This window comes from Nostoc edaphicum CCNP1411, assembly GCF_014023275.1.
Classification (GTDB): Bacteria; Cyanobacteriota; Cyanobacteriia; order Cyanobacteriales; family Nostocaceae; genus Nostoc; species Nostoc edaphicum_A.
Genome location: NZ_CP054698.1, coordinates 6,614,125 through 6,638,724, shown reverse-complemented (window position 1 = coordinate 6,638,724; position 24,600 = coordinate 6,614,125). Strand labels below are relative to the sequence as shown.

At 41.0% G+C, this 24,600-nt stretch carries 17 protein-coding genes and 1 pseudogene; 10 read left to right on the top strand and 8 right to left on the bottom strand.

The genetic code is table 11. The features are described from left to right. Positions 1–243 precede the first annotated feature (243 nt). A complete protein-coding gene (locus HUN01_RS30815; protein ID WP_181929344.1) occupies positions 244–936 on the top strand; it encodes a manganese catalase family protein in 693 nt (230 codons plus the stop codon). Positions 937–1,271: 335 nt separating this feature from the next. After that, positions 1,272–2,012 (top strand): DUF3891 family protein, encoded by a 741-nt coding sequence (locus HUN01_RS30810; protein WP_181929343.1) that lies wholly within the window; start codon positions 1,272–1,274, stop codon positions 2,010–2,012. A gap of 102 nt (positions 2,013–2,114) precedes the next feature. Here the strand turns inward: HUN01_RS30810 and psaK are convergent, their stop codons facing one another. Continuing rightward, positions 2,115–2,375 carry a photosystem I reaction center subunit PsaK gene (psaK, locus tag HUN01_RS30805; RefSeq protein ID WP_069073294.1) on the bottom strand — a complete coding sequence of 87 codons (261 nt, stop codon included), beginning with the start codon at positions 2,373–2,375 and terminating at the stop codon, positions 2,115–2,117. A gap of 1,144 nt (positions 2,376–3,519) precedes the next feature. On the opposite strand from psaK, the gene HUN01_RS30800 reads away from it, so the two are divergent. The 3 genes from HUN01_RS30800 to HUN01_RS30790 all read left to right on the top strand — a co-directional run bounded on the left by HUN01_RS30800 (position 3,520) and on the right by HUN01_RS30790 (position 7,204). Continuing rightward, complete coding sequence (locus tag HUN01_RS30800) at positions 3,520–4,785, top strand: glycosyltransferase family 4 protein (RefSeq protein ID WP_181929342.1); 1,266 nt, start codon at positions 3,520–3,522, stop codon at positions 4,783–4,785. 290 nt (positions 4,786–5,075) lie between these two features. Further along, positions 5,076–5,306 (top strand): hypothetical protein, encoded by a 231-nt coding sequence (locus HUN01_RS30795; protein ID WP_181929341.1) that lies wholly within the window; start codon positions 5,076–5,078, stop codon positions 5,304–5,306. Positions 5,307–5,485: 179 nt separating this feature from the next. Beyond that, positions 5,486–7,204: an Rqc2 family fibronectin-binding protein gene (locus HUN01_RS30790; RefSeq protein WP_181932886.1), complete on the top strand. Its 1,719-nt coding sequence runs from the start codon at positions 5,486–5,488 to the stop codon at positions 7,202–7,204. 148 nt (positions 7,205–7,352) lie between these two features. Here HUN01_RS30790 and tnpA read toward each other — a convergent pair whose 3' ends face one another. Both tnpA and HUN01_RS30780 read right to left on the bottom strand, forming a co-directional pair. Further along, the gene (gene tnpA, locus HUN01_RS30785; protein ID WP_181929340.1) at positions 7,353–7,763 is read right to left on the bottom strand and encodes an IS200/IS605 family transposase; all 411 of its coding nucleotides are present in this window, start codon (positions 7,761–7,763) and stop codon (positions 7,353–7,355) included. Between the two features lie 341 nt (positions 7,764–8,104). Next, positions 8,105–10,735 (bottom strand): DNA polymerase III subunit alpha, encoded by a 2,631-nt coding sequence (locus HUN01_RS30780; protein WP_181929339.1) that lies wholly within the window; start codon positions 10,733–10,735, stop codon positions 8,105–8,107. Between the two features lie 193 nt (positions 10,736–10,928). Between HUN01_RS30780 and HUN01_RS30775 the strand changes: the two genes are divergently transcribed. Further along, a complete protein-coding gene (locus HUN01_RS30775; protein ID WP_181929338.1) occupies positions 10,929–12,221 on the top strand; it encodes a dicarboxylate/amino acid:cation symporter in 1,293 nt (430 codons plus the stop codon). Positions 12,222–12,241: 20 nt separating this feature from the next. Here the strand turns inward: HUN01_RS30775 and HUN01_RS30770 are convergent, their stop codons facing one another. The 5 genes from HUN01_RS30770 to HUN01_RS30750 form a co-directional block, all read right to left on the bottom strand. After that, entirely contained in the window at positions 12,242–12,421 is a 180-nt protein-coding gene (locus HUN01_RS30770) for a hypothetical protein (protein ID WP_181929337.1), read from the bottom strand. Between the two features lie 177 nt (positions 12,422–12,598). After that, positions 12,599–12,922, bottom strand: coding sequence for a hypothetical protein (locus HUN01_RS30765; protein ID WP_181929336.1), 324 nt, complete (start codon positions 12,920–12,922; stop codon positions 12,599–12,601). A 240-nt stretch (positions 12,923–13,162) separates the two neighbouring features. Continuing rightward, a complete protein-coding gene (locus tag HUN01_RS30760) occupies positions 13,163–14,278 on the bottom strand; it encodes a cyclic di-GMP-binding domain-containing protein, MshE-related (RefSeq protein ID WP_238845750.1) in 1,116 nt (371 codons plus the stop codon). Between the two features lie 586 nt (positions 14,279–14,864). After that, positions 14,865–16,577 (bottom strand): diflavin flavoprotein, encoded by a 1,713-nt coding sequence (locus HUN01_RS30755; RefSeq protein ID WP_181929335.1) that lies wholly within the window; start codon positions 16,575–16,577, stop codon positions 14,865–14,867. A 138-nt stretch (positions 16,578–16,715) separates the two neighbouring features. After that, on the bottom strand, positions 16,716–18,455 hold the full coding sequence (locus HUN01_RS30750) for a diflavin flavoprotein (RefSeq protein WP_181929334.1): 1,740 nt from the start codon (positions 18,453–18,455) through the stop codon (positions 16,716–16,718). A 1,630-nt stretch (positions 18,456–20,085) separates the two neighbouring features. Between HUN01_RS30750 and HUN01_RS30745 the strand changes: the two genes are divergently transcribed. From HUN01_RS30745 to pstC, 4 genes and pseudogenes are all read left to right on the top strand, one after another. Continuing rightward, positions 20,086–20,520, top strand: a complete 435-nt coding sequence (locus HUN01_RS30745) for a helix-turn-helix domain-containing protein (protein ID WP_181929333.1) — start codon at positions 20,086–20,088, stop codon at positions 20,518–20,520. Between the two features lie 367 nt (positions 20,521–20,887). Beyond that, a pseudogene (locus tag HUN01_RS30740) lies at positions 20,888–21,922 on the top strand (IS630 family transposase); the annotation flags it as partial. A 456-nt stretch (positions 21,923–22,378) separates the two neighbouring features. Continuing rightward, positions 22,379–23,332, top strand: a complete 954-nt coding sequence (gene pstS / locus HUN01_RS30735; RefSeq protein ID WP_181932884.1) for a phosphate ABC transporter substrate-binding protein PstS — start codon at positions 22,379–22,381, stop codon at positions 23,330–23,332. A 227-nt stretch (positions 23,333–23,559) separates the two neighbouring features. After that, positions 23,560–24,525 carry a phosphate ABC transporter permease subunit PstC gene (gene pstC, locus HUN01_RS30730; RefSeq protein WP_181929332.1) on the top strand — a complete coding sequence of 322 codons (966 nt, stop codon included), beginning with the start codon at positions 23,560–23,562 and terminating at the stop codon, positions 24,523–24,525. Positions 24,526–24,600 lie beyond the last annotated feature (75 nt).

The window sequence follows — 24,600 nt, the reverse complement described above, 5'->3', positions numbered from 1 at the left end:
CTATAAATGCTAATTATTATCCAAATAATCTTGATATAAACATTTTTGTCTAACTTTTGGATTCGGCATTTATCCCATCTGGTAGAAAGAATTTTAGTTCAGAGTTGATAACTTATATACAAGTGAGATTGTTGAGGAAGCTTATAAGTATTATTGCTTGAGTAGTTTTAGTAATTTTGGCAGGTGCAACTGCTAAAGTTTCGCTCCCTTCTCTAACATCATAATTTTTGGAAGTATCAATCTATGTTTTTTCACAAAAAAGAGCCTATTCGTGCAGTTAACGTTAGTGAGCCAAATCCTCGTTTTGCTCAGTTACTTTTAGAGCAGTTTGGCGGCGCTACTGGCGAGCTTAGTGCAGCTTTGCAATATTGGGTTCAATCATTCCACGTCGAAAATGCTGGCATTAAAGATATGCTCCAAGACATTGCGATCGAGGAATTCAGCCATTTAGAAATGGTTGGTAAACTCATTGAAGCTCATACTAAAAATGTAGATCAAACAGAGGCTTATAAGAGTACTCTCTTTGCAGTTCGAGGAATTGGGCCTCATTTTCTAGATAGCCAAGGTACTGCTTGGACTGCAAGCTACTTGAATGAGGGTGGAGATGTAGTGCGTGATTTAAGAGCTAACGTTGCAGCAGAAGCGGGCGCTCGTCAGACTTACGAATCATTGATTAAGTTGGCAACTGATAAAGAAACCCAAGAAACTTTAGTCCATCTGTTAACACGAGAAATTTCTCATACACAGATGTTTATGAAAGCTCTAGATTCACTGGGTAAGTTGACAGATCCATTTTTTGGTAATGTTAAGCCAGATGACACTGTTGCTCTTTACTACAACCTATCTACAAATGGAAATGGTAAAGATGAACGTGGCCCTTGGAATTCTGAGCCAACATTCAAGTATGTTGCTAATCCGCTAGAAAGTCACTCTTAATTGCATAGGTTGCAGTTAGAGTATAGGTTGATTTGATGTAAAGAGATTTTTAACAGATTCTTGAAAAGTTCAATCATCCGCTAGGCAGCCACTCTCTTTAGTAATTGTTAGGCTGTTAAGCTACATCTCATAAACAAAAAGATTCCCGACTTTTTAGAAAGGTCGGGAATTTCAACTGAGTATTTGGCTATTACACTCAAGTGAAAATACTTGTAGCTATTATTCAGCCACACTAAAAAAATTAGAGCGATCGCTCATCAATATCTACATCAACATTTCTGATTTCAGAAATTAATTCAACTCAAATTCAAAACTCAGAATCAGGAGATTAACTTGTGATTGTCAACGCTACGCCAAATGGTTGGGAAGTCATTTATCATCGTGCCCATGCTCTATTAGCAGCTCAACTGGCGGGACAATGGCGACGTAAAGATGCTCCCGCAAGGTTATATGAAACGATGGCTGCAATTTCCCATCACGATGACCTAGAAAAAGAGTGGGAAGAAGATATTTTGACTGAAGCGGGTGCGCCACAGGATTTCACCCTTAACTCAAATGCCGATGCAGATGCCGGTGTCGAGAAATTGGCTGATCTGGCAAAGAATGCCCTTTACCGTGGACGATGGGTGGCTCTATTAATTTCTATGCACATCAGCCGTTTAAATGAGCCAAGGCGGGGAAAGTCTTCAAAACTAGACAAAGTTTTGGATGAACAACTTCAAAATCAGCAAAGTTGGCGCAAAGAACTGGGGATCAAAAAGGAGGAAGTTGATGCAGCCTATGCATTTATGCAATGGTGCGATCGCCTTTCTCTCATCTTATGCCAGCAACAACTACCTGAGGATGAGCGGTTTTTAGAGATTAGCAAGGGCCCTGAAGGTCAGCGCTATGACATCATGCAGCGCAGTGATAAATTGGTTGTTGTTAAACCATGGCCCTTCCAAGACGATAAATTTACAGTCAACGTCGAAGCCTGCGAACTCTCCCAAGTAAAATTTGAAAGTAGTAGCGAACTAACTAAAGCACTACAAGAAGCTCCCATTAAAGTACTAGAGTGGACATTTGTTAAGAGTTAGATAGTTGTCGCCACCACAATAAAAAAGAGCCAGAGAAATAACTCTCTGGCTCAAAGCTGGAGACAAAAGAATCTTCAAATAAAAGCTAACTTGGGTAAGAACCTAAATTCTTCCCAGGTTATGCAGCCCTAAGACAACGCCCACTCCTAAGATGTGACCAAAGGCGGTAGTTGCTAAAAGCGCTGGTAAACCAAAACCACCAAATAAATTAGATGAGGGTAGTTTTGGCTCTGCGTTGGGATACTTAATGCTAGATTTGCCAAAGGCAATGGCAACAATATTAGCGAGAATGATAATCAGCCCAACTGTAGGACTCCATTGTAGGGGTGTAGTTGCAGCAGCGAGTAAGGTTGAAGTAAACACCTGATTTGCTCCTGAAATTTATTAATGATTGAAAATATAATCTGAAACTTTCCGAAGCAAATTCAATCAATTCCCCGATTTTGCATCAATATTTAACAGTTATTCTTACTACTTCATACAATATGGGTTCAACGAAGAGGCAGGGGGAAGGGTTAAACCAATTCGCAATTCGCAATTCGCAATTCGCAATGGGCTAACGCCCCGCTCCGCTAACGCAATTACGCTCTCTACGAGACGCTAAAAGCGTAGCTTGCTTCTTTGTAAGAGTATGTGGACTCGCTACAGCTACGTTCGCGGAGCGTCTCGTAGAGAAGAGAGCAATTACGTTTTGTGTTAGCGAGTCTGCGATAGCGCAGCGTTAGCGACGCAGGAGCGTCGCGTCCGGGGATTTAGTTTAGGCATCAAAGCTGCCCTTCAAAGGCTAGGACTTAAACCCCCAAGGTTCGTTAAATGTTTTGTATTTAACCCTTTCCTGCTTCGTCTTTTCCCACAAGAGTGCAAAAAGCACTTTTACAAGAGGTTAAATTTTAGCAACAATAGTCTTTGTAGCAAAAATAACTGAAAGTATTCTCAGTAACCTATTTGGCGACACTCGAAAAAAGTTCGTCAATTTTCACACAATCTATCTTAGAGTGTACCTAATTTGGTGAGCAATCTTTTCACTGGGATGCTTGCCGACACTTACCAGAAAAAGAAACCTTCTTTAGATATTGACCTAAAAGGTTTATCGGCTCTGCCTACGGCTATTTTTTACAGCAGATTGTAAGTTAGTTAGGTATTGTGCTTTGTTCTGCAAGCCTGAGCAAAAACTTTTTTTACTCCTACCTCCTAAGTTCTACTATAACTTCGTCGAACTTACATCAAGGCATCTATCTATGGAACTATATTTGCACGGCGTAGATGAAAAAATATAATTTTCATCTATCAAAAGTATGAGATGCAAGTACAGCAATTTTCTATCTCGAAAGAAATTAAATACAAGTATTTTATCTAAAAGTATACTTCTGGCAGAAGATGTAAAAAAATATTAGACATAGTAAATTAAAATCAATATTAATCAAAGTTCCTAAAGAATTCAGGTAAGCGTGCTATGCACGAACTTGGAACAGCCTAAAACTTTGTTAAAATCAGCAACACACAAACTATGAACTCTACCACCGAAAAACGTATCGCCTTAATTTCCGTCCACGGAGATCCAGCGATTGAAATAGGGAAAGAAGAAGCTGGGGGACAAAATGTTTATGTGCGCCACGTGGGTGAAGCACTAGCGCAGCTAGGATGGCAAGTTGATATGTTTACCCGCAAGGTGAGTCTGGAGCAAGACTCAATTGTTGAACATAGCAACAATTGTCGAACTATTCGTTTAAAAGCTGGCCCCCTTGAGTTTGTGCCGCGAGATGATATTTTTGAATTTCTGCCAGAATTTGTGGATAATTTCCTAAAATTTCAAGCAAAAAATGATATTACATACCAGTTAGTTCACACGAATTATTGGCTCTCTAGTTGGGTGGGGATGGAGTTAAAGAAAATCCAAGAGAGTAAACAGGTTCACACTTACCACTCATTAGGAGCAGTCAAGTACAACACTATAGAAGATATTCCTCTGATTGCTAGTCAGCGATTAGCAGTAGAAAAAGAGGTGTTGGAAATAGCAGAGCGAATTGTGGCGACAAGTCCGCAAGAACAGCAACACATGCGATCGCTAGTTTCCACTAAAGGCAATATCGACATCATTCCCTGTGGTACAGATATTCAGCGGTTTGGTTCGATTGCACGAGAAGCAGCCAGGGCTGAATTGGGTATTGATAAAGAAACGAAAGTTGTATTATATGTAGGACGTTTTGACCCACGCAAAGGCATAGAAACTTTGGTGCGGGCAGTAAACGAGTCTGGGCTACGCGACTCCAAGAATCTCCAGTTAATTATTGGTGGTGGTAGTACTCCAGGTAATAGCGACGGAATTGAGCGCGATCGCATTGAGGCTATTATCAACGAATTAGGTATAAGCGACTTTACCACCCTTGCTGGTCGTCTCAGTCAAGATGTTTTGCCAACTTATTACGCGGCTGCTGATGTTTGCGTTGTTCCCAGTCACTACGAACCCTTTGGACTCGTAGCGATCGAAGCGATGGCAAGCGGTACACCAGTTGTAGCTAGTGATGTCGGCGGGCTTCAGTTTACGGTGGTTAATGAAGAAACTGGTTTATTGGCTCCACCGCAAGATGTAGATGCCTTTGCTTCTGCCATCGACAGAATTCTCTTAAATCCAGAGTGGCGAGACGAATTGGGTAAAGCCGGTAGAAAGCGTGTCGAAAGCAAGTTTAGCTGGCATGGCGTCGCAACTCAGTTAAGTGAGCTTTATACCGAACTGCTAGAACCAGCTAAAGAAACCTTATTGCTTGCTAAATAACCTTACAAGCAACCCCATACGATTAGAATCAAATCATTTACAGACCGATAAATTCTGTAGAGATGGAAAATTTGTGTCTTTACACCTCTGAAATTCTCACAAACAACCTTTGACTAAACAGTATTGCCAACTAACCGTAAGTAATTTGGCAATACTGTTTGATTTTCTGAGCAATACCTTTTTATAATAAGGGTTTCAGGCATCGTCAATCACGGGAAAAATAGCGATCGCTTTGAGTTAACTATAAGGTATCGCCTGAAACGTCAAACAAAAACCAGGAAATTATACTCATGGTAGAAATTGAAAATTTGGGAGTGAGTGTAGAAGAGTATTTGGATGGATTAACAGCAGGTATTGACGTTTTGGAATTGAAGCGGTTAGAAGCAAAGGGAATTCCAACAAACCTGGCTTTGGAAGTGATGGCGATTGCACCAAAGATAATCGATGGTACGGCTACTCCTGAGGAAGTTGTGAGAGGAATAATGATTTTAACACCATCGCTTAGGCAACAAATTGAATAGGGGAATATCCAAAAATTCATCACAGATATATAACACCAAAAACAACGCCAGAAGGAATAAATCACTTCAATTAGGCGATACTGATTTAACAGTACGTCTCGTAGAGAAGGCGAGTTACGCCTACGCTAATATCAATAGATAGAAGTATACTGAGCATCGACCTTTGAACGCGAATGGCTATGCAACCAGTTGACTTCACCACTCTTACAGCTACTTGTAGCGAAATCCGCGCTAACTGGCTGCCCTCGCGGACAGAACAGGTTTATCAGCGCGATCGCTACACTATTGCCATAGCATTACGCACCCTGAAACAGCGGGATTGGCTACAGATTTCTTGGCATCCGCAAGCTGCACATATTTGTATTGGTGATCCACCACCGCGATCGCCAGACACTTTTACCTTTAGCCAACAACTGATACACCAATTGGGTGGTTTGGCGCTGGTAGCTATTGAAGCGATCGCTCCTTGGGAGCGGGTTATTGATTTGCAATTTGCTCGTCGTCCCGGAGAAACTGCCCTGTATCATGTCTATGCAGAAATCATGGGCAAGTATAGCAACGTCATTCTCACCGACGCTAACAATATAATTATCACAGCTGCTCATCAAGTCAGTCAGCAACAATCTAGTGTTCGTCCCATCCAAACCGGACAACCTTATGAAACACCACCGAAACTGACTGGCACTGTCCCCAGTTTGAACGAATCCCAAGAACGTTGGCAAGAACGAGTAAGTTTAGTACCAGGCGCAATCAAGCGGCAATTGCTGAAAAGTTATAGTGGTTTGAGTGCAGCACTACTGGAGTTAATGCTGCTAGAAGCAAATATTGCACCAGAAACATCCACCGATACTCTAAACCCCGACGACTGGCGACGGTTGTTTGAGCGTTGGGAAGAATGGCTGCAAGCCTTGGATTCCAGAAAATTTCAACCCGCTTGGACAAAAGATGGCTACACCGTCATGGGTTGGGGTGCAGTTGAAAAGGTCAAAAATATCCAAGAGTTGCTTAACTGTTATTACAGTAACCAGATTGACCAACAGTTATTTTCGCAATTGCGCCATCAGTTGAGTCAGAAATTGAATAATATTCTGGCGAAATTACGGAATAAAGCTCAAACCTTTAAGACGCGCTTGCAGCAATCAGATCAAGCCGATGAGTATCGACAAAAAGCTGATTTATTGATGGCTCATTTGCAAAACTGGGAACCGGGGATGAAAGAAATTATCCTTGCTGATTTTGATACAAATTTGCCAATTGCGATCGCTCTCCAACCAGATAAAAATGCCGTCCAAAATGCCCAAAGTCTTTACAAACAGCACCAAAAACTGAAACGCGCTCGTGCTGCTGTGGAACCGTTATTGTTGGAAGTGCAGACAGAAATTGAGTATTTAGAACAAGTAGAAGCTGCGATCGCTCAGATAGACACCTACCAAACAGCAGAAGATTTGCGAGCTTTAGAAGAAATCCGCGAAGAATTGATTGGACAAAAGTATCTAGAAGATCCAGAATACCGCAGCCGCAGTGCAAACGAACCTCCCAGCACGAACTTTCATCGTTACCTTACACCCGGCGGCTTTGAAGTATTAATTGGTCGTAACAATCGCCAAAATGACCAATTGACCTTTCGTGTAGCTGGGGATTATGACTTATGGTTCCACGCTCAAGAAATTCCAGGGAGTCATGTATTACTACGTTTAGAACCGGGTGCTGTTGCAGAAGAAGCTGATTTGCAATTTGTAGCTAATCTTGCTGCATATTACAGTCGCGCTCGTCAGAGTGAGCAAGTGCCAGTAGTTTACACTCAGCTAAAACACGTCTACAAACCCAAAGGAGCAAAACCGGGAATTGCCATTTACAAGCAGGAAACCATACTTTGGGGAAAACCACAATTAAAATAATTCAAAATTCAAAATTACGCTCTCTAGTTCACCAAAACCTAAATCAGTTATTTTTAGTTTTCTCCGCTTGCTTTTTTCTTTGGGTGCAAATTGATTAAATCAATCAGCTTTGAGTTGCCCGTAGATATTAGCAGTTTCTTTTTCTTGGTTATGCATCTGCTTTTTCTAAATGGGAATTTACTGTGCCTTCAAGATGATGTATTTTTTGATTTTGAACATACATAACAGCTTGCTCAAGTTGCTTACTGCCCAAAGAGAATATACCATATCCTTCTTGCCAAGCAAATTTTTCTGATGTAGGGCAAAGATTGTGGTTGAAATGGTGAGAACTACTTCCTTTAATTTTTTTCACAAACTCTGCGATCGCTATTGTTGGCGGGATAGATACTACTAAATGTATGTGGTCTTCAATACCTCCAATGACATGGAGTCTACAATTTAAACTATTGGATTTATTAATGATGTAATTATAAAGCCCAGTTTCTTTATCGGAGGTAATTAGAGGTTGGCGTTTTTTTGTTGCCCAAACAATATGATAATAAAGTCGCCACAGAGACATAATATTTTTTAAATTTTGTATTTATTTACATACATTTATGTTTCCCATATTGCTGAAAAAAATTATCATATTAGCAGTGTCAGTCAGCCAGTGAATCAGGAATCAGCCAGAAAATCAGCCCAGCCAGTTCACGAAGCCAGCCAGAAAGCAGCCAGCAGACAGGGAATTTCATTCCCTGTCTGAAAGCTAAAGTCGTCTGAAGACGACTATCTAAAACTAGCGAATAATTAAACCAAGTTTTTTTAGTCCTCTTCTAGAGGACTTGCACTATTAGACAGGGAATAGAATTCCCTGGCTGGCTGGCTATTCTGGCTATTCCTCAATTATCACTACCTCTCCTCTCAATTCGGTAAACCCTCTACCCGCATCAAATCCAATTCCCGTTCAAATATTTCATCAATTGGCAACATTTGACCATCAGCAGTCATAAATTTATGGTCTTTTGTTGCCCGAATCAATGAACCATCTTCCAAGCAATACTCAAACACCTCTTGTTGTCCGCGATCGTGCCATTGTGCTACAGGTTGCGTGTAAATATTTCCATTATTATCAACGCTGTACACACTACATTCAATGCCTTTTTCGACAATTTCTCCAATCGACATTAATCCATATTCTACTGTCAATATTTCCGTGTCATAGCTTAAACAATATTCAGCAAACTTCAACATTTGCTCAAATAATTCATCCGCGACTTTTTTCTGAACGCCATTTTTCGCTGCGCCATCCACGAATTTTTCTCGCTGCTTTTGCATCTCAGAAACTTTCTTTTTACCCATCGCCCGACGCAGCAAGTCAGCTTGTCCTAAAGAATATCCCGCCATATCCTGAGCAATTTTCATGATTTGCTCTTGATAGACCATAATTCCATAGGTTTCGTCTAATATTGGTTCCAGAATGGTATGTTGATAATCAATTTTTTCTCGACCATGTTTGCGATTAATAAACTTAGGAATCAGCCCTGCATCTAATGGTCCCGGTCGATAAAGTGCCAAAATTGAAGAAATATCTTCTATATTAGAAGGTTTCAAATCTCGCACGATCTGACGCATCCCAGAAGATTCTAATTGAAATATCCCTTCTAACTCACCTGCTTCTAATAGTTCATAAGTTTTTTGGACATCTTTAGGTAAACTGCTATGTTCACCTTTAGCTAATATCCTCTGGGCTTTTCTTTCCTGGCGGGGAATTTCATCAGGATCAACCCGATATCCTCTCGTTTCTTGAATCAAATCTACAGTTTTTTGAATTAGCGTCAGGTTCCGCAAACCCAGAAAATCCATTTTCAACAAACCCATTGATTCCAAGTCTTCCATGAAATATTGGGTAATCACAGAACCGTCATTATTCTTCTGTAACGGCACAATTTCATCAAGTGGATCGGCAGAAATTACCACACCTGCTGCATGAACACCAAAAGTTTTGTTAGTTCCTTCAATTCGCATCGCCATATCAAGCCAATGACGAACATGGGGTTCTTTATCATATTTCTCTTTAAACTCTGGTTCTGGAGTTTTATCGGAAACCATCACCTTGAGTTTCGTTGGTTTCCCCCGCACCACAGGAATCATTTTCGCCATTTTGTCAGCTTCCCCGTAGGGAATATTTAATACTCTGGCGACATCTTTCAAAACTGCTTTAGAAGTTAGGCGGTTAAAAGTAATAATTTGGGCAACTCTATCTGCACCATATTTTTCAGTTACATATTCAATAACTTTATCCCGTTGTTCAATACAGAAATCCGTATCAATATCAGGCATGGATTTCCGTTCTGGGTTCAAGAAACGCTCAAATAGTAACCCATGATGTACAGGATCAATATTAGTAATTCGCATTGCATAAGCAACTAATGAACCAGCCGCCGAACCCCGACCGGGCCCCACAGGAATATTATTATCTCTAGCAAATTTGATGTAGTCCCATACAACTAAAAAGTATTTAGAAAAACCCATCTGCTGAATCATTTTCAGTTCGTATTCCAATCTTTCTTTATAGACGGAATCGACTTCCTGGCGAGATTTGCGATTTAAGCGTTCTAAAAGTCCGCTCCATGCAACATCTTCGGCGTAAGTGTCAGCAGTATGACCAGAAGGAATCGGAGGTGTAGGAATCTGAGGCTCACCCATGATATGGTAAGGCTCGACTTTATCGGCCACTTCTTCAGTAGTAGCGATCGCTTCTGCAATTACATCATCCGGTAAATGGTCACGAAATAGCTGCCGCATCTCCTCACCAGATTTGAGATACTCTGTACCGCTATAACGCATCCGCTTATCTTCAACAATTAATTTGCCAGTTTGAATACATAGCAAAGCATCGTGGGCTTCAACGTCAAAACAAGATATAAAATGTGAATCATTAGTGGCAATGATTTTAATGCCTAGTTCCCGCGCAATTTTGACTATTTCAACATTAACAATCCGGTCTTCTTGGGAACCGTGGTCTTGAATTTCTAGATAATAATCATCACCAAATACATCTTTATACCACTGAGCAACTTTTCGGGCTGCATCTGGTCTATTACTGAGAATCGCTTGGGGGACTTCTCCACCCAAACAAGCGCTGGTGACGATCAAGCCTTCATGATATTCTTTTAATAAATCTTTATTAATACAAGGGCGAGAAAAAATTCCTTTACCTTGAACACCTTTGAGGTGAGAAATTGTGGTTAATTTGACTAAATTTTTGTAACCTTTGGTATTTTTAGCTAAAACTACCTGATGATATTTGGGACGGCGTTCTTGTTTCTCGATATCGCCGTTAATTACATACATTTCATTGCCGATAATCGGCTTAATATTTTGACTACGGCAAATTTTGATCAGTTCAACAGCGCCATACATAACACCATGATCGGTAAGAGCGATCGCTTTCATCCCCAGTGCGATCGCCTGATTCACTAACTCTGGTAGCTGACTTGCCCCATCGAGCAGACTGTAGTCACTGTGAATATGTAAAGGGACAAAGGACATAAGCATCTCCAACCACAAGCCAAGATACCTCTAGGGGCCTACCTTGTGGTATACCCTTTCGAGCCAGATTTTGCAAACCAACGGAATCTTAGATTAACAGTTTTTACCCAAAATTTAAGCTGTTCTTTTTCCGAAATTGCCACTAACATTAGTGTTGTTTTAATAGTTACAGCAGTTAACCAGTATTTAACTAATGAGTCAAACAGAGAGTACTACTTCGCCTGCAACCAAAACTCGCCCTTGGTGGCAGCGTATCCCTCTCACATTGCAAATTCTCATCGCCCTAGTAGTGGCAGTCAGTGTCGGAATTGCCCTTGGTGCAGGGAATCCCAATCCCAGCAACGCCACCTTAATCAATAATTTAGCAATTCCGGCGGAATTGGTGCTAAAGGCTCTCCGCGCCTTGGCTACACCTCTGATTCTGGTAGCAGTGCTGCATACTTTGATGACTACCAATATCCCTGGGACAGCCGGACGGCGGCTGGCAGTACTACTTTTAACCAACACTACCGTAGCTATTTTAGTGGGGCTTTTCGTCGCGAATGTACTACGTCCGGGGACTTGGGGGAATGTAACGACCTCAACAAGTACAGAAATAACTCCTCAGAGTCTTGACCCTTGGGGAATACTCAAAGATGCTGTACCGGAGGCTGTTCTCAAGCCATTAGTTGATAATAATGTCATCCAACTAATTGTGATTGCTCTAAGTTTTGGCATCGTTCTGCGGGCATTAAAAACTGAACAAATCGCCCAAGGTAAGAACGGATACCAGCCAATTGAGGATGTCATCGGAATTTTATTTGAAGCGGTAGTTCGTGTCCTCAACTGGGTAATTGCCTTAGTGCCGTTCGCAGTATTTGGGATTGTTGCTAAAACCGTTGCGATGCAGGGCTTTGCACCGTTTAAATCTTTGGGTGCATTCATCGTCGCGGTGTTGTTAGCGCTGGTATTGCAAGCGTGTTACTACCTCACCAGAGTAAAATTTGGTTCTTGGGTACACCCGCTAAAATTTCTAGCTGGCGGTTCTGATGCCTTTTTGACAGCTTTCTCAACTTCTTCCTCCGCAGCGGCAATGCCCATAACCTTTGAGGTTTTGCAAACGAAAGTTGGTTTAAGGGAATCTTCTGCTGCTTTGGGGGCATTAGTCGGGGCAAATTTCAACAATGATGGCACTGCCCTCTATGAAGCAATGTCTGCGTTATATATTTCCCAACTAATTGGGCAACATCTAAGTCTAGGACAGCAGTTAATTGTCATCCTTACCTCGATTTTTGCATCTGTAGGTGCGGCGAATATTCCTAATGCTGGACTGGTAACGATGACACTGGTCTTCACTTCTGTAGGCTTACCTACCCAGTACATTGCTTTGCTAGTTACTGTAGACTGGTTTCTAGATCGCTGCCGTACCGCGATTAATGTTATGGGAGACATGACTGTTAGTGCTTTACTTGACGGCAAAAAGCCCCGTTCTGTGGACGAGGCTTAGTTTGACGGCTTTTTAGCTAGCTAATGCTGTTGAGGCCCTTTGGCATCACATTCTTTAGTCCAGCAGCGTTCTAGAAGTTGCAGACGCCAGATCAATGCAAAGCGTTGGGGATTCAATACTAATTTAGTATTGTGGCTAAATAAAGGCTGGTTCAGATACTGCCAAAGGGGAAATTGAATTTTGGTGTGTTTTGGAGTCATAAGAACAACAAATATTATAAAAGTTTAGTAGCCATAGTTGGCGTTTTGTCTAAGAACTGCCTTGATACTCTTTTTCTAGTTAAAGGCTACACTGCGTTTTTGCAATTGTCTTGGTGGCAATTGCGGAATTTCAGCAAGTGAATTTATATTATTTCCGCTTTAATACTGAAATTGCACTCACCCCTGACCATTGATGACATCAGCTAAGTTGTCAAAACCATTGACATTATTTTTCAGGTCATCCAGAAAGGTGACTGTGTTTTTGTTGAAGATGGTGCTTTGGATGGAGTTGGCTTTCAGGATATCAAAGCTGTCACTAATTGTAATTGGCTCATTAAACAGGATCTTACCCACTGCTGAGAGATTATCTAGTTTTTCCAGAGCAAAGTTTTGCAGGATAACTTTTTCATGAACCACCCCTTCAAAAGTGATTTCCAGATTGTTACTATTCTGAGTGAGTAGTAGATTTCGGGCAGTTAGAGGATATTTTAAAAGTTGCAAAATATACTATAAATTCCACTGCCAAACCTCTTCTCAAAAGTTCAAGAGGCTTTAAAATCCCCATTCCCTTGTAGGGAATATGACTAGTACAACACGGCGGAAATAAACCACCCATTCCCAATCAACAAAACCCTTACGCTGTCTTCATTTTTAATTTTTAATTTTTAATTCCGCCTTGCGGTACAAGGGGGTTAAGTTTCCGAGGCTTAGATGTTAGCAATCATACTTTTCAAACAACCTCTAAGTCCGCTGATCTTGCTTTCTAGAATCAATAATGTGGATTCCTATATCTATACCTTTAATATTGCAACTTATGTACGACAACAGCGCATAAATAAAGATAACTATGCCCAGCATCTCTAGCACTTCTTCTATAGTTGTTATGAAGACATAAACCATGCTACTGGGGGTGTAGTAATATTCATAGTATCCGCTTACCAATTCAGTAGCAATTGCACCTGCTACGTAGATTGTTCCAGCAATGAAAAATAAGCGTCGTGTCTTGCCAGGAAGAGTAGCGACAAATCGCCCAAATACTAGCAAAAAGAGGAGTACGAAGATAGCACCCGCAATCACCCAAGCGTAGTAAAGAAAACCACTAGTATTAAATGTACCTCGCAGTGGTGTAGTTAGTCTTTCATGAAGACCGATCAATTCATCTAAGAATAAACCAGCAAAAACTATTGACAATCCTCTCCATGCCCAGACATCTTTATTCTTAGCTAACCTCTGAGCTTGGAAGATGATCTGTAGCAGAATAGAACAAAATAGTAAAGCTCCTCCAGAGTAAATTGTAGGAATATTATCCTCGCTGTTGAGATCGAATAGAATTCTAGAGATATCTCTCCCAGGGAAGTCAGGTAGATAGTAGACATTGTAATTAGCCAAAAGACTGATAATAGCCAAGCAAAGTACCACGCCAAGCAGGAATTTGAGGGTTTTGTTGGCAGAAAGATATACTTTCAATTTATGCGATGATTGCAACGCTGCGATCGCATCTACTGGTTTTATATAACTCGTTGGCTCAATTACAGAGATGCGATCGCTGTTACCATTGTCTGAATAAGACTGGTTTTTCAGGATTTTGCGTCGCCCTGGCAATACAACGTTTGACATGAAGTACTCAATGGTTTGCTGCCTAACAAAACCATGCATTGCCAGAATTTTTCCCAACTGCTCACCACTCAACTTTTGTATCTTAAGTGCTGTGTCTAATTCATCTGGAGTGATTAGTTCAGCTTCAACCAAATACATCCCAAGGGGCTTAAGCTCAAAACTTTGCGCGTCTATTTTCCTAATCAATAATATCTCCTTATTTTCACTGGCTAAATGTAATAAATTGTCTGGCTTAGTCATGAAACATTACAATTACTGATGAGAGCAGATTTTAAAAGTTTCATAACCTTCGCTTAATCATATTTTGCACTCGCTAAATTCTTCACTATATACGTGTAAACTTATGATAAAAAAACTATGAATTTATTATGTAGATACGTCTGTTCTGCGGTTGCTGTTATTTATAAACGCATTGATACAGGATTTTATCTCATGGTTTATAGCAGGCATCCCTGACCAGCAGAACACGCTTTTACCTCAAAACCTTTTTCCTAGCAAAAAAAATGAATCCACCTACACATGAGAGTGATAAGTGGATTCATTTAGATGTACAGACATCTAGTGAGGTTGATTGCAATACTACTCGGTTAAGCATTTTGAACCCAAAGTTTGGTTTTGGGAAAGGGTTAAAAAGTAAGGGTTAAAGGTTTTTAATTTCCCTTTCCCCCCGCCCCTTATCCCCAGAGGGGGCCCCACCTTCCCCTTTCCCACTTAACCGACAAGTATTGAGGTTGATTGTATCTCTAGCAGACAGAGTAAGTAACAAAAATGCTGCTAGAGTTGCATTGCAGGGTAATCTTCTAAGTTGAAGAGTACCTATAAAGATTTAATAATGAGTGCCTGTCTTACGATGGTTGATGGCAGTAACAGCATCAGGCTTGAGTAATTTACCTTCATCCACAGTTGCATACACAACCCAATGATCGCCACATTCCAGACGTTGGTTGACTGAGCATTCCAAATATGCTAATGCATCAGTGAGGACGGTACAGCCATTATCTGCAACTGCTGTACTAAAGTTGGCAAATCGATCTTCCCCAGGCGCGAAAGATTTACGGAAATGCTTCATGTAGTCTTGATGATTGCCTTCAGGTAAAATATTTAAGGCAAACTTACCGCCGGGATACATTAAAGATTCGATCGCTCGTTCTTTAGCGATCGCAACTGTTATTCCGGGTGGATTGAAGGTGGCTTGAGAAACCCAAGCGCCTAGCATTGCGGTAGACACTTCTCCTTGTTTAGCTGTCACCACGCAAACGGAACCAACAATCCGGCCAACAGCCTGTTCCACAGGGGTAGCGGCTTGTTGTGGTACACGTACCTTTTTAGCTTTTTTCAGTGTTTGGGCAAAGTCTGTACCTAGTTCTTCACAGAACTTGAGAGTGACATCATCAGGTTTAAACTTCACCTTCAGGGTGTCAAAGCCAAAGCGATATCCAGAATCCCGGAGTTTACCTTCGATTAAGTCAAAGGCTTCGCCACTCCAGCCATAAGAACCAAATACCCCAGCGAGTTTACTGTTGTCACCGCTTGATATCACAATCCCTAAAGCAGTATGAATGGGAGTTGGCGCATGACCACCAATGGTAGGAGAACCAATGATAAAACCCTCTGACTGTGCTAAGTTGATGCGAATTTCATCAGGGGTGGCAAATTCGCAGTTGATTGATTTAACTGCAACTCCACCTTTAGTTAATCCCAGAGCGATCGCTTGTGCTAAAGTCGCTGTATTCCCGTAAGCTGAAGCGTAAAGTAGGGCAACGGAAATTTCGCGATCGTTATGAGAACGGCTCCATTCTCCATAAGCTTTGGTGAGTTCGATTAAGCTGCTGCGTACCAAAGGCCCATGACCCACAGCATACATTCTCACCTGCAAATCGGATATTTTCTCCAAAGCTGCTTGCACATGAGGAATTTGGGGAGCCATCAGGCAGTTAAAGTAGTAACGCTGGTCTTCTTTGAGCGCTTCCCAGTTATCATCAAACACTTCATCACCACAGAGATGAGTTGCAAATAACTTATCTGTGTAGAGAATTTGAGTTTGCTGATCGTAGGTACAAAGTCCTTCCGGCCAACGCGGACTGGGAGTGGGCAAGAATTTCAAAACATGACCCTTACCTAAATCCAGAGTTTCTTTCCCCCGCATCACCAAGACATTTAAATCTTGCTCTAAGAAAGCAGCACGCAAATTGTTCGCACCGGGAAGAGAGCAGACAAAAGTTACCTGTGGTGCTAATTCTAAAATTGCTTTCAGGGTTGCAACTCGATTGGGACTAAAATGACCCAGGATTATATAATCCAAACTTTGCAAATCTAAAGTCTGCCGCAATGCCTCTAAATAAATTTCGGTAAAGCTTTCTGGCGGTGGATCGATAAGTGCGGTTTTATCAGCTTCAATTAAATAGCAATTGGAGGTAGTACCTCTTTCAAGTGCGTATTCAATTTCAAACCGCAGACGTGACCAACTACGTGCTCTGATCGCCTTAGTATTTGTAGCAATTGGTAAAACTTGTACGTCGCGTGGCTTGGAATTGGTCATAGCTGTTTTAAAGTTGGGGAATTGGGCATTGGGCATTGGGAATTGGGAATTGGGAATTGGGCATTGGGCATTGGGAACAAGGAGAATAACCCATACTCCTTACCCCATGCCCTATGCCCCGTACCCCATGCCCAATATTTAGTAGTAATTACCTACTTTGCGATGGCGAACGGCTGTCAATCCATCGTTTTTGGAGACACGACCTTCTTGGACGGTGCAGTATAAAATCCAGTGGTCGCTGCATTCCATGCTGCTCTGTATTTCACATTCCATGTATGCCAGAGCATCAGTTAGAATTGGTGAACCGTTTTTCGCGGTTTGAGTTTTCACTCCAGCAAAACGATCAGCACCGGGATGCAAGCGCTTGAGAAAGTGCTTTTTCAATTCTTGATAATTGCCTTCTTCCAAAACGTTGAGGACGAAGCGATCGCCTACTTGCATTAAGGAATCAATGGCGCGGTCTTTAGCAACGGCAATTGTGAATCCTAATGGTTGCAAACTCGCTTGCGTTACCCAGGATGCCAGCATTGCACTGGATACATTATCTTTTTTAGTTGTGACTATATATAGTCCGCTGCTAATGCGACCCAGCGCCTTTTCCATGTTGACATCAAGGGACTTGATTTGCTTGATGTTGCGATCGCGCACTAGCAATTGTCCTAAGTCTTTACCCGCTTCTTCACATAACTGGAATGTAGATGCAGTGGGAGCTTCTTTAATCCGAATCGCTGGGAAGGCTTCTTTGATGCCAGAGTCGAGAAATTTTCTCCGGAGTGTATCAATGGGTTCATCATCCCCACCGTAACATTCAAATAGACCAACAAATTGCTTGTTCTTGGCAACAGCTAGCACCGAACTAATACTAGCTTGGGCAGCGGCGGCGGTAGTCGGGGGCATACCGATAATGATGCCAGCTGCTCTCCCGGCTAGTTCTTGAATTTCTTGGCTCTCAGCAGTACTCAGATCCAGTACTTCTACACCAACGCCAGTTTTCAGTATACCTTCGGCAATTGCGTGACCAAGACGCTCTCCATAACCGTAATCTGAGACAAAAAACAAGCCAACTGTTGTTTCTGCTTTAGCTTGTTTTTGGCTCCAATTTTCGTAGCACCCGGTTAGAACATCTAAGTGGTGGTATAATAAAGGGCCATGACCATTGGCAATTATATTAATCTTCCCTAGCTCACCCATCCGCTTCATCGCATTCAGCAGCGAACGAGCGTTAGGGCCCATCAAGCAGTCATAGTAAAATCTAAAGTCAGCTTCGATCGCTTCTAAATCTTCGTCGAAGGTGCGATCGTCACAGAAGTGCATCCCAAAAGCATCACAGGTGTAGAGAATTTGGGTTTTGCGGTCAAAGCTAAAGATTGTATCAGGCCAGTGCAGGTTAGGCGCACTCACGAATTCCATTTCGTGTCCTTTGCCGATATCTATGCGATCGCCACTTTTGACAATCCGCTTGGAAAAAGGATCGTGTACTAAGCCTTCTAAAAACTGAAGCGCAACTTTTGAGGCTAAAACAGTAGCTCTAGGAGCTAACTGGAGGACATCTTCTACTAAGCCGCTATGGTCTGGCTCTGTGTGACTAACAATTATGTAATCAATTGTCTTGGGGTTAACAAGACCTTTGAGAGTCTCTAAATACAGGTGACGAAACTTCTGGTGAGAAGTATCAATCAAAACTGTTTGTTCACCCCTAATTAGATATGAATTGTAGGTTGTGCCGTTTTGCAGTCCGAATTCGATATCGAAGCGATCGCGGTCCCAATCAAGAGAGCGAATCGCCGTTGTGTTAGGGGCAATTTCTACAGTTTGTATAGTTAACCGATGTTGAGCGTTCTCTGCGTGGGCATCGCCGGTCGTAGACATCGCTACCATTATTCGTCTCCGATCGCAAATTAACAGGTTTTTCTTCTGCCCCCATTCTCTCTATTATTTTTTGTTTAAGTTGTAATAAATATCAGTTTTTGAAAAATTTAACTTGTATCAATTATGGCTGTTTTTTAGCAAAAATTATGACTCAAAAAATATACTAAATATTATTTTATTCATCAGGATTTACTGAGTATTTAATTTTGCTATTTATCTACTTTTATCCTAATTCAAAAATATCACGTCTATCATATTATTTGCCAATAAAAGCTGAAAAACTTCAAACTTAAAAAATCACACATCTAGGACTGTTATATTAGCCTTGATTTTTGAAAATGACGTATAAATGCTAATGACAGACCAGGATTGACAAAGAGATCCGATGATTTTGGCGCACATTATTGAGCGATCGCAAAATAAATATCTTAAAAAAATAGATTTAGATATGAATCATAAAAAGCTATTTTTTTAAGTTACTCTCTTATAACTAAGTAGAAAAGTGGGAAAGGTAGGAAAGGTAGGAAAGGTAAGTTAATCATTTTAGGTTTTTAATCTACATCAAATAAAGCTGCTAGCAATGCTCTTTAAAATTGGTATTGAATATATTTTTATCTCAAGCGAGAATCTTGTTGTGTAAAATATAAATTTTATGTAAAGTTGATAAAACAGATGGTTTTTTGGAGTTTAGCAAAGCACCTTTCCAGAAACTAGTACAATCAAAAGAAAATAGGCTTACATATCTTTTACTAATGAGCAAAATGGAAACTAGTGTAAAAATCCTTTTTAAAGTTTCGATAAATCTCCGTAAGCATACGAATCATCTAAGAACTTTGGTGATACAGTCCTTTATTATCGACTTTAGACATTAATCAGAATAACGCCAACAAATTCTTATTGTCATAGCCATAAGCTACAGCTTCAGGCTATTAAATAAATTTGCCTATACAGGCTAATGGCGTCATCTCTGATATGCCTAACTTTTTATAAAAATTCATTGCTGATGATAAATTGCAAACTTTGATAGTGTTCTCGATCCAAATACTTCTCACGTAGCAGCCTTGTAGACGCCGACATCCTTAATACTTGTAGCTCATACCAATTTTGGATGAAGATGCACATAATAGTACCCCCCTGTAGTCCCCCCGATGCCTTGGCGTGTATACACAAGTCAAATTATCCCCCTTAATCCCCCCTTTCCAAGGCTACGGTGTACACACATCTTGGTAATGAAGCCCAAACCCCGGATTTACCCCCCTTAGTCCCCCCTTGCAAAGGGGGGAAATACCCGATTCTCCCCCAATGCATCGGGGGAGTTAGAGGGGGTAATTCGACTTGTGTATACACCGTAGCTTTCCAAGGGGGGAAACAGAAAATCTAGTTCCCTCCCCAATGCATCGGGGAGGGTTAGGGTGGGGTAATTTGACGCGAAAAAACAGGTGAGCAAACTATTTCAGACTTGTATATACACCGTAGCTTGCCAAGGGGGACGGCGATAGCCGGAGGGTGAATTATATGCAGCTTCACAAAAAACGGTATTAGGTTTTAAAGAGTGTAATAAAGCACCCAACTACTTAAGTGTATAGGCGTGAATAGACATAAAAATGACAAAATTTTATTGCATAAAAGGTTATTAACTATGGGATGCCGATTAAAAGTCTTTCTAACTGAGGAAGAAAAGCTGACTTTAGAAGAGTTGAGAAAAGCCAAAGATGTTCCTCAACGTACCAAGGATCGTGCTCAAGTTTTACTACTGAATACTCGTGGCTTAAAAAATGAGCAAATTGCTAAAGGACTGAACTGGGCGATTTCAACAGTACGTCAAACCCTTCATCGCTGGGAAAAGATGGGTTTAGCAGGTTTGTGGGATGCTCCTGGCCGAGGCGGAAAACCGCGATATTCGGAATCAGATTTGGTTTATCTAGAAAATTGTTTAGCTCAAGATTCAGAGAGTTATAACTCTAAACAATTAGCAAAAAAACTGGCATCTGAGCGTCAAGTCAACTTGAGTGCAGATAGATTACGACGGGTACTTAAACAAAGGGGAAAGAGGTTTGGAAGCGCACCTGTATAATCCCAAGCACGGAACTAAAGTTGCTTTTGAAAGGTTGTAAAACTTACAAATACTTCCAAAATCATCTCACGCCAACATTTATATCCCTCTTCTGTCACTCTCCGAAAACATTTGCCTTTTCTAAAATCTAGAGCTTTTGTATAACAAGCGATTGCGCGATTATTTTCTAATAACAAATACAAGTCCTATTTTTTTCTAATAGTATAGCTTGTATTGATTGCCTCATGAGGCTTCTAGCGATCACTTTCCCGGAAAGTGACAGAAGAGGGATATAGGAATCATATTTGATTTCTGAAAAAAACTACGAGATAATACGGACAGAATATTTGTCTAATAGCTAACAATGATAAACCAGCATCTACAAGCCGCGATCGCAGAACTACAAGAATTTATAGATGATCGCCCAGATGCGCGTGAGGTGAGGAAAGCGTTGGCAGTCAAATTGGTTTATCAAGGCTACAAGTATGAGGAAATTCAAACAATTTTAGATGTGTCACTGGGTTCGATAACAAGCTGGAAGCAAGCTTATGAGGAAGATGGAATTTCGGGACTGCGCCTGAACCACAAGGGAAAAAAAAGTTACTTAACTGCTCAACAACGAGAAGAAGTTTTAAGTTGGTTGCAAACAAAAGAATGTTGGGAACTTGGTGAACTCGAATATAAATTGGCTTTTGAATATGATGTAACTTATGAGTCAAAGCGGAGCTATTATGACTTATTTGATGCGGCAGGAATTAGTTGGAAGAAAACTACTTCTTTAAATCCAAAAGCTGACGAGGACGCTGTTGCTGCAAAAAAAAAAGAGATTGAAACACTATTGGCAAGGCATCGGCAGGAAATTGAAGAAGGAAAGTTGAGAGTATTGCTGCTTGATGAGTGTCATTTAATGTGGGGAGATTTAAGTGGGTATGTCTGGGGAAAAACTGACCAAGAAATAGCAGTGAGAGTTGTTAATATACGAGACAAACAGACATACTACGGGGCAGTTGACTATCTGGAGGGAAGCTTACTACTAAAAGCGTATAACGCAGGTAACTCAGAAAATACAATTGATTATCTACGTTATTTATTAGATCAGTCCCCCAATCAAAGATTACTTCTTTTTTGGGATGGTGCTTCTTACCATCGTTCACATCTGGTTCAAAACTTTTTAGGCGAGGTAAACCAAGATTTGTCTCAAGAGGAGTGGAAAATTCACTGCGTCCGCTTTGCTCCTAATTGCCCGTCACAAAATCCAATTGAGGATATTTGGTTACAAGCTAAAACCTGGGTGCGGCGTTTCTGTGCCTTGATTCCTTCGTTCTCACATCTCAAATGGATGTTTGAGTGGTTTATCCGGCACACTACCTTTGATTTTGCGACTCTTCAAATGTACGGAGCTTTTTCAGAAATCAAATATTAGTCCTATATGGTACGGGATGATTTTTTTAGTTGCCCTGAAAGCATATATATAAAAATTCTAATTTATTCGTGATAATTAATTTTTAATTCCCGAAGGGTTTGACCTCTTTCTCTCGCAGCAAAATACGAGTTTTAGAGATTTTTATAAATAAGCTTTGTAGGGGCTTAACGTAGGCATCACAGTAAAAAAAATGAATTAAGTCGAGCTTTGTTAATGAGCAATAAATTTTAAACAATACTTAACCATATCTTAAAGCAATGTCACTTTTGAATAACATTTCTATTCAACACTGAAGTTAATGATCAATGTGATGAGAATAGTTATGAATTTTCAAAAATTCAAAGGTACTTCTGCAATCCTTTTAACCCTCTCACTAGGATCTTTATCTTGTGGGCCTAGAACGAAGCGCCTACAGTAGGTGGATCTCAGGGACAAGGTGCTGGTGGTACGGTTGCCATTAGTGGTGCAGGTGCGACCTTTCCCGCTCCTCTTTATCAACGCTGGTTTTCTGCATATAACAAAGATGTTGCTTCTAATGTACAGGTAAGTTATCAATCAGTAGGAAGCGGTGCAGGTCTAGAGCAGTACATTAACGGGACTGTGGATTTTGGCGCGAGTGATGCGCCAATTGAAGGCGATCGCTTAAAATCTTTCCAATCTAAATACAACTATGAGCCGATCCAAGTTCCAATGGCAGGGGGATTTCTTTCATTTGCCTATAACTTGCCCGGTGTTAATGACGGTCAACTGCGGTTAAGTAGGGAGGTGTACTGTGGAATTGTACAAGGCAATATCACTAACTGGAATGATCCAGCAATTGCTAAAGTAAACCCAAATCTCAAGTTACCTAACTTACCGATTCTCTGGTCACATCGCTCTGACGGTAGTGGTACGACATTTATTTTTGTAAATCATATTAATGCAGCTTGCCCCAAGTGGCCTTCTGGAGTAGGAACCTCCGTAAAATGGCCTGTAGGTCAAGGTGGTCAGGGGAATGAAGGAGTTGCTGCACTTATCCAACAAAACCAAGGAGCGATTGGTTACGTTGAGTATGCTTATGCAAAACTAAATCAACTTCCATCTGCTGAGATTGAGAATGCAGCAGGAAACTTTATATACCCTTCAGCAAAAGCTGCTTCTACTGCGTTGGAGAATGCAGAAATTCCAGAAGACTTTGGTCTGACAGTGCCCGATCCTAAAGGTGAAAATGCCTACCCAATTGTAGGTTTAACCTGGATTTTGGTTTATCGACAGTATAGCGACCCCCAAAAATGGGAAAGTCTACGTAAAGTGATGGAATGGGCACTAACAGATGGTCAGTCTATTACCACTGAATTAGATTACGTACCAATGCCAGAAAGCATCATCAACCGGATTAGAGAAAGACTTGATCAAGTCAAGGCGGGCTAAGGCAAAAGCCAGCCATGCTGGAAGCGAAAAGCAAAAGACTTATCTTACAAGAGTTTCTTTTTTTAACAAAGTATGTGTTTTGTTTAATTCCCCAGCAAGACAGGCAGCGCGAATTGAAGCCTAAGCTAAATCCCCATATTTCGACTTCGCTCAACACAAGTCACAAAACGTAATTACGAATTACGAATTACGAATTACGAATTACGAATTATTTTAAGGGGTTGGTTATGAGTATACAGACTGGAGAAAGCATTAGAGATAATCAACCAGGTATCAAAAAGCGGTTAACTACTCAGGGAGTTTTTGACCAGAGCTTTTTTTGGCTGACCCTGATAATGGCGATCGCTGTTGCTGGAGTTCTCGCTTTTGTGATTTTTGAGATTGGAATGTCAGCATTACCTGCCATCCAAACCTTTGGTTTAAATTTTCTCATCACCACAACCTGGGACCCAGTAAATAATATTTACGGTGCTTTACCACAGGTTTACGGGACTTTGGTGACATCAGCGATCGCTCTTTTGATTGCAATACCCGTTGGGATTGGAGTTGCAGTATTTCTGAACGAAGATTTCATCCCTAGTTACATTCGTACTCCTATCTTGTTTGCGATTGAGTTGATTGTTGCTATTCCCAGCGTAGTTTTGGGACTCTGGGGCATCTTTGTGTTCATCCCCTTTATTCGTCCGTTCTATCAATTTCTCAGCGATACATTGGGCTGGATTCCCCTTTTTTCAGGCATTCCTAGAGGCTATAGTCTGTTGACACTAGGCATTGTCTTAGCAATTATGGTTGTACCCATTATTATTTCCATTACACGGGATACACTGCGGTCTTTGCCACCAGAACTCCGACAAGGGGCAATGGCGATGGGTGCAACCCGTTGGGAAACTATTATGCGAGTATTAATTCCCGCTGGTTTATCTGGAATTATTGGTTCTATCATGATCGCACTGGGACGAGCAATGGGAGAAACAATGGTTGCAGCAATGCTAGTTGGAAATGCCAACCGGATTACTCCTTCTTTATTAAATCCTGGTGCAACTATTACATCACTCATTGCATCCCAATTTGGTGAAGCTGGTCGAACTCAAGTTGCAGCTCTACTCTACACAGGACTTATATTGATGATTTTGAGTTTGATTGTCAATATCCTTGCTCAAGTGTTTATTAAGAAATTTCAAAACGTTGAGTAATTATTTACTTAAACGCGATCGCATTTTGTTCATACTAAAGCCTCAAAATCCCTTTTTACTTATCGGGATTATTAA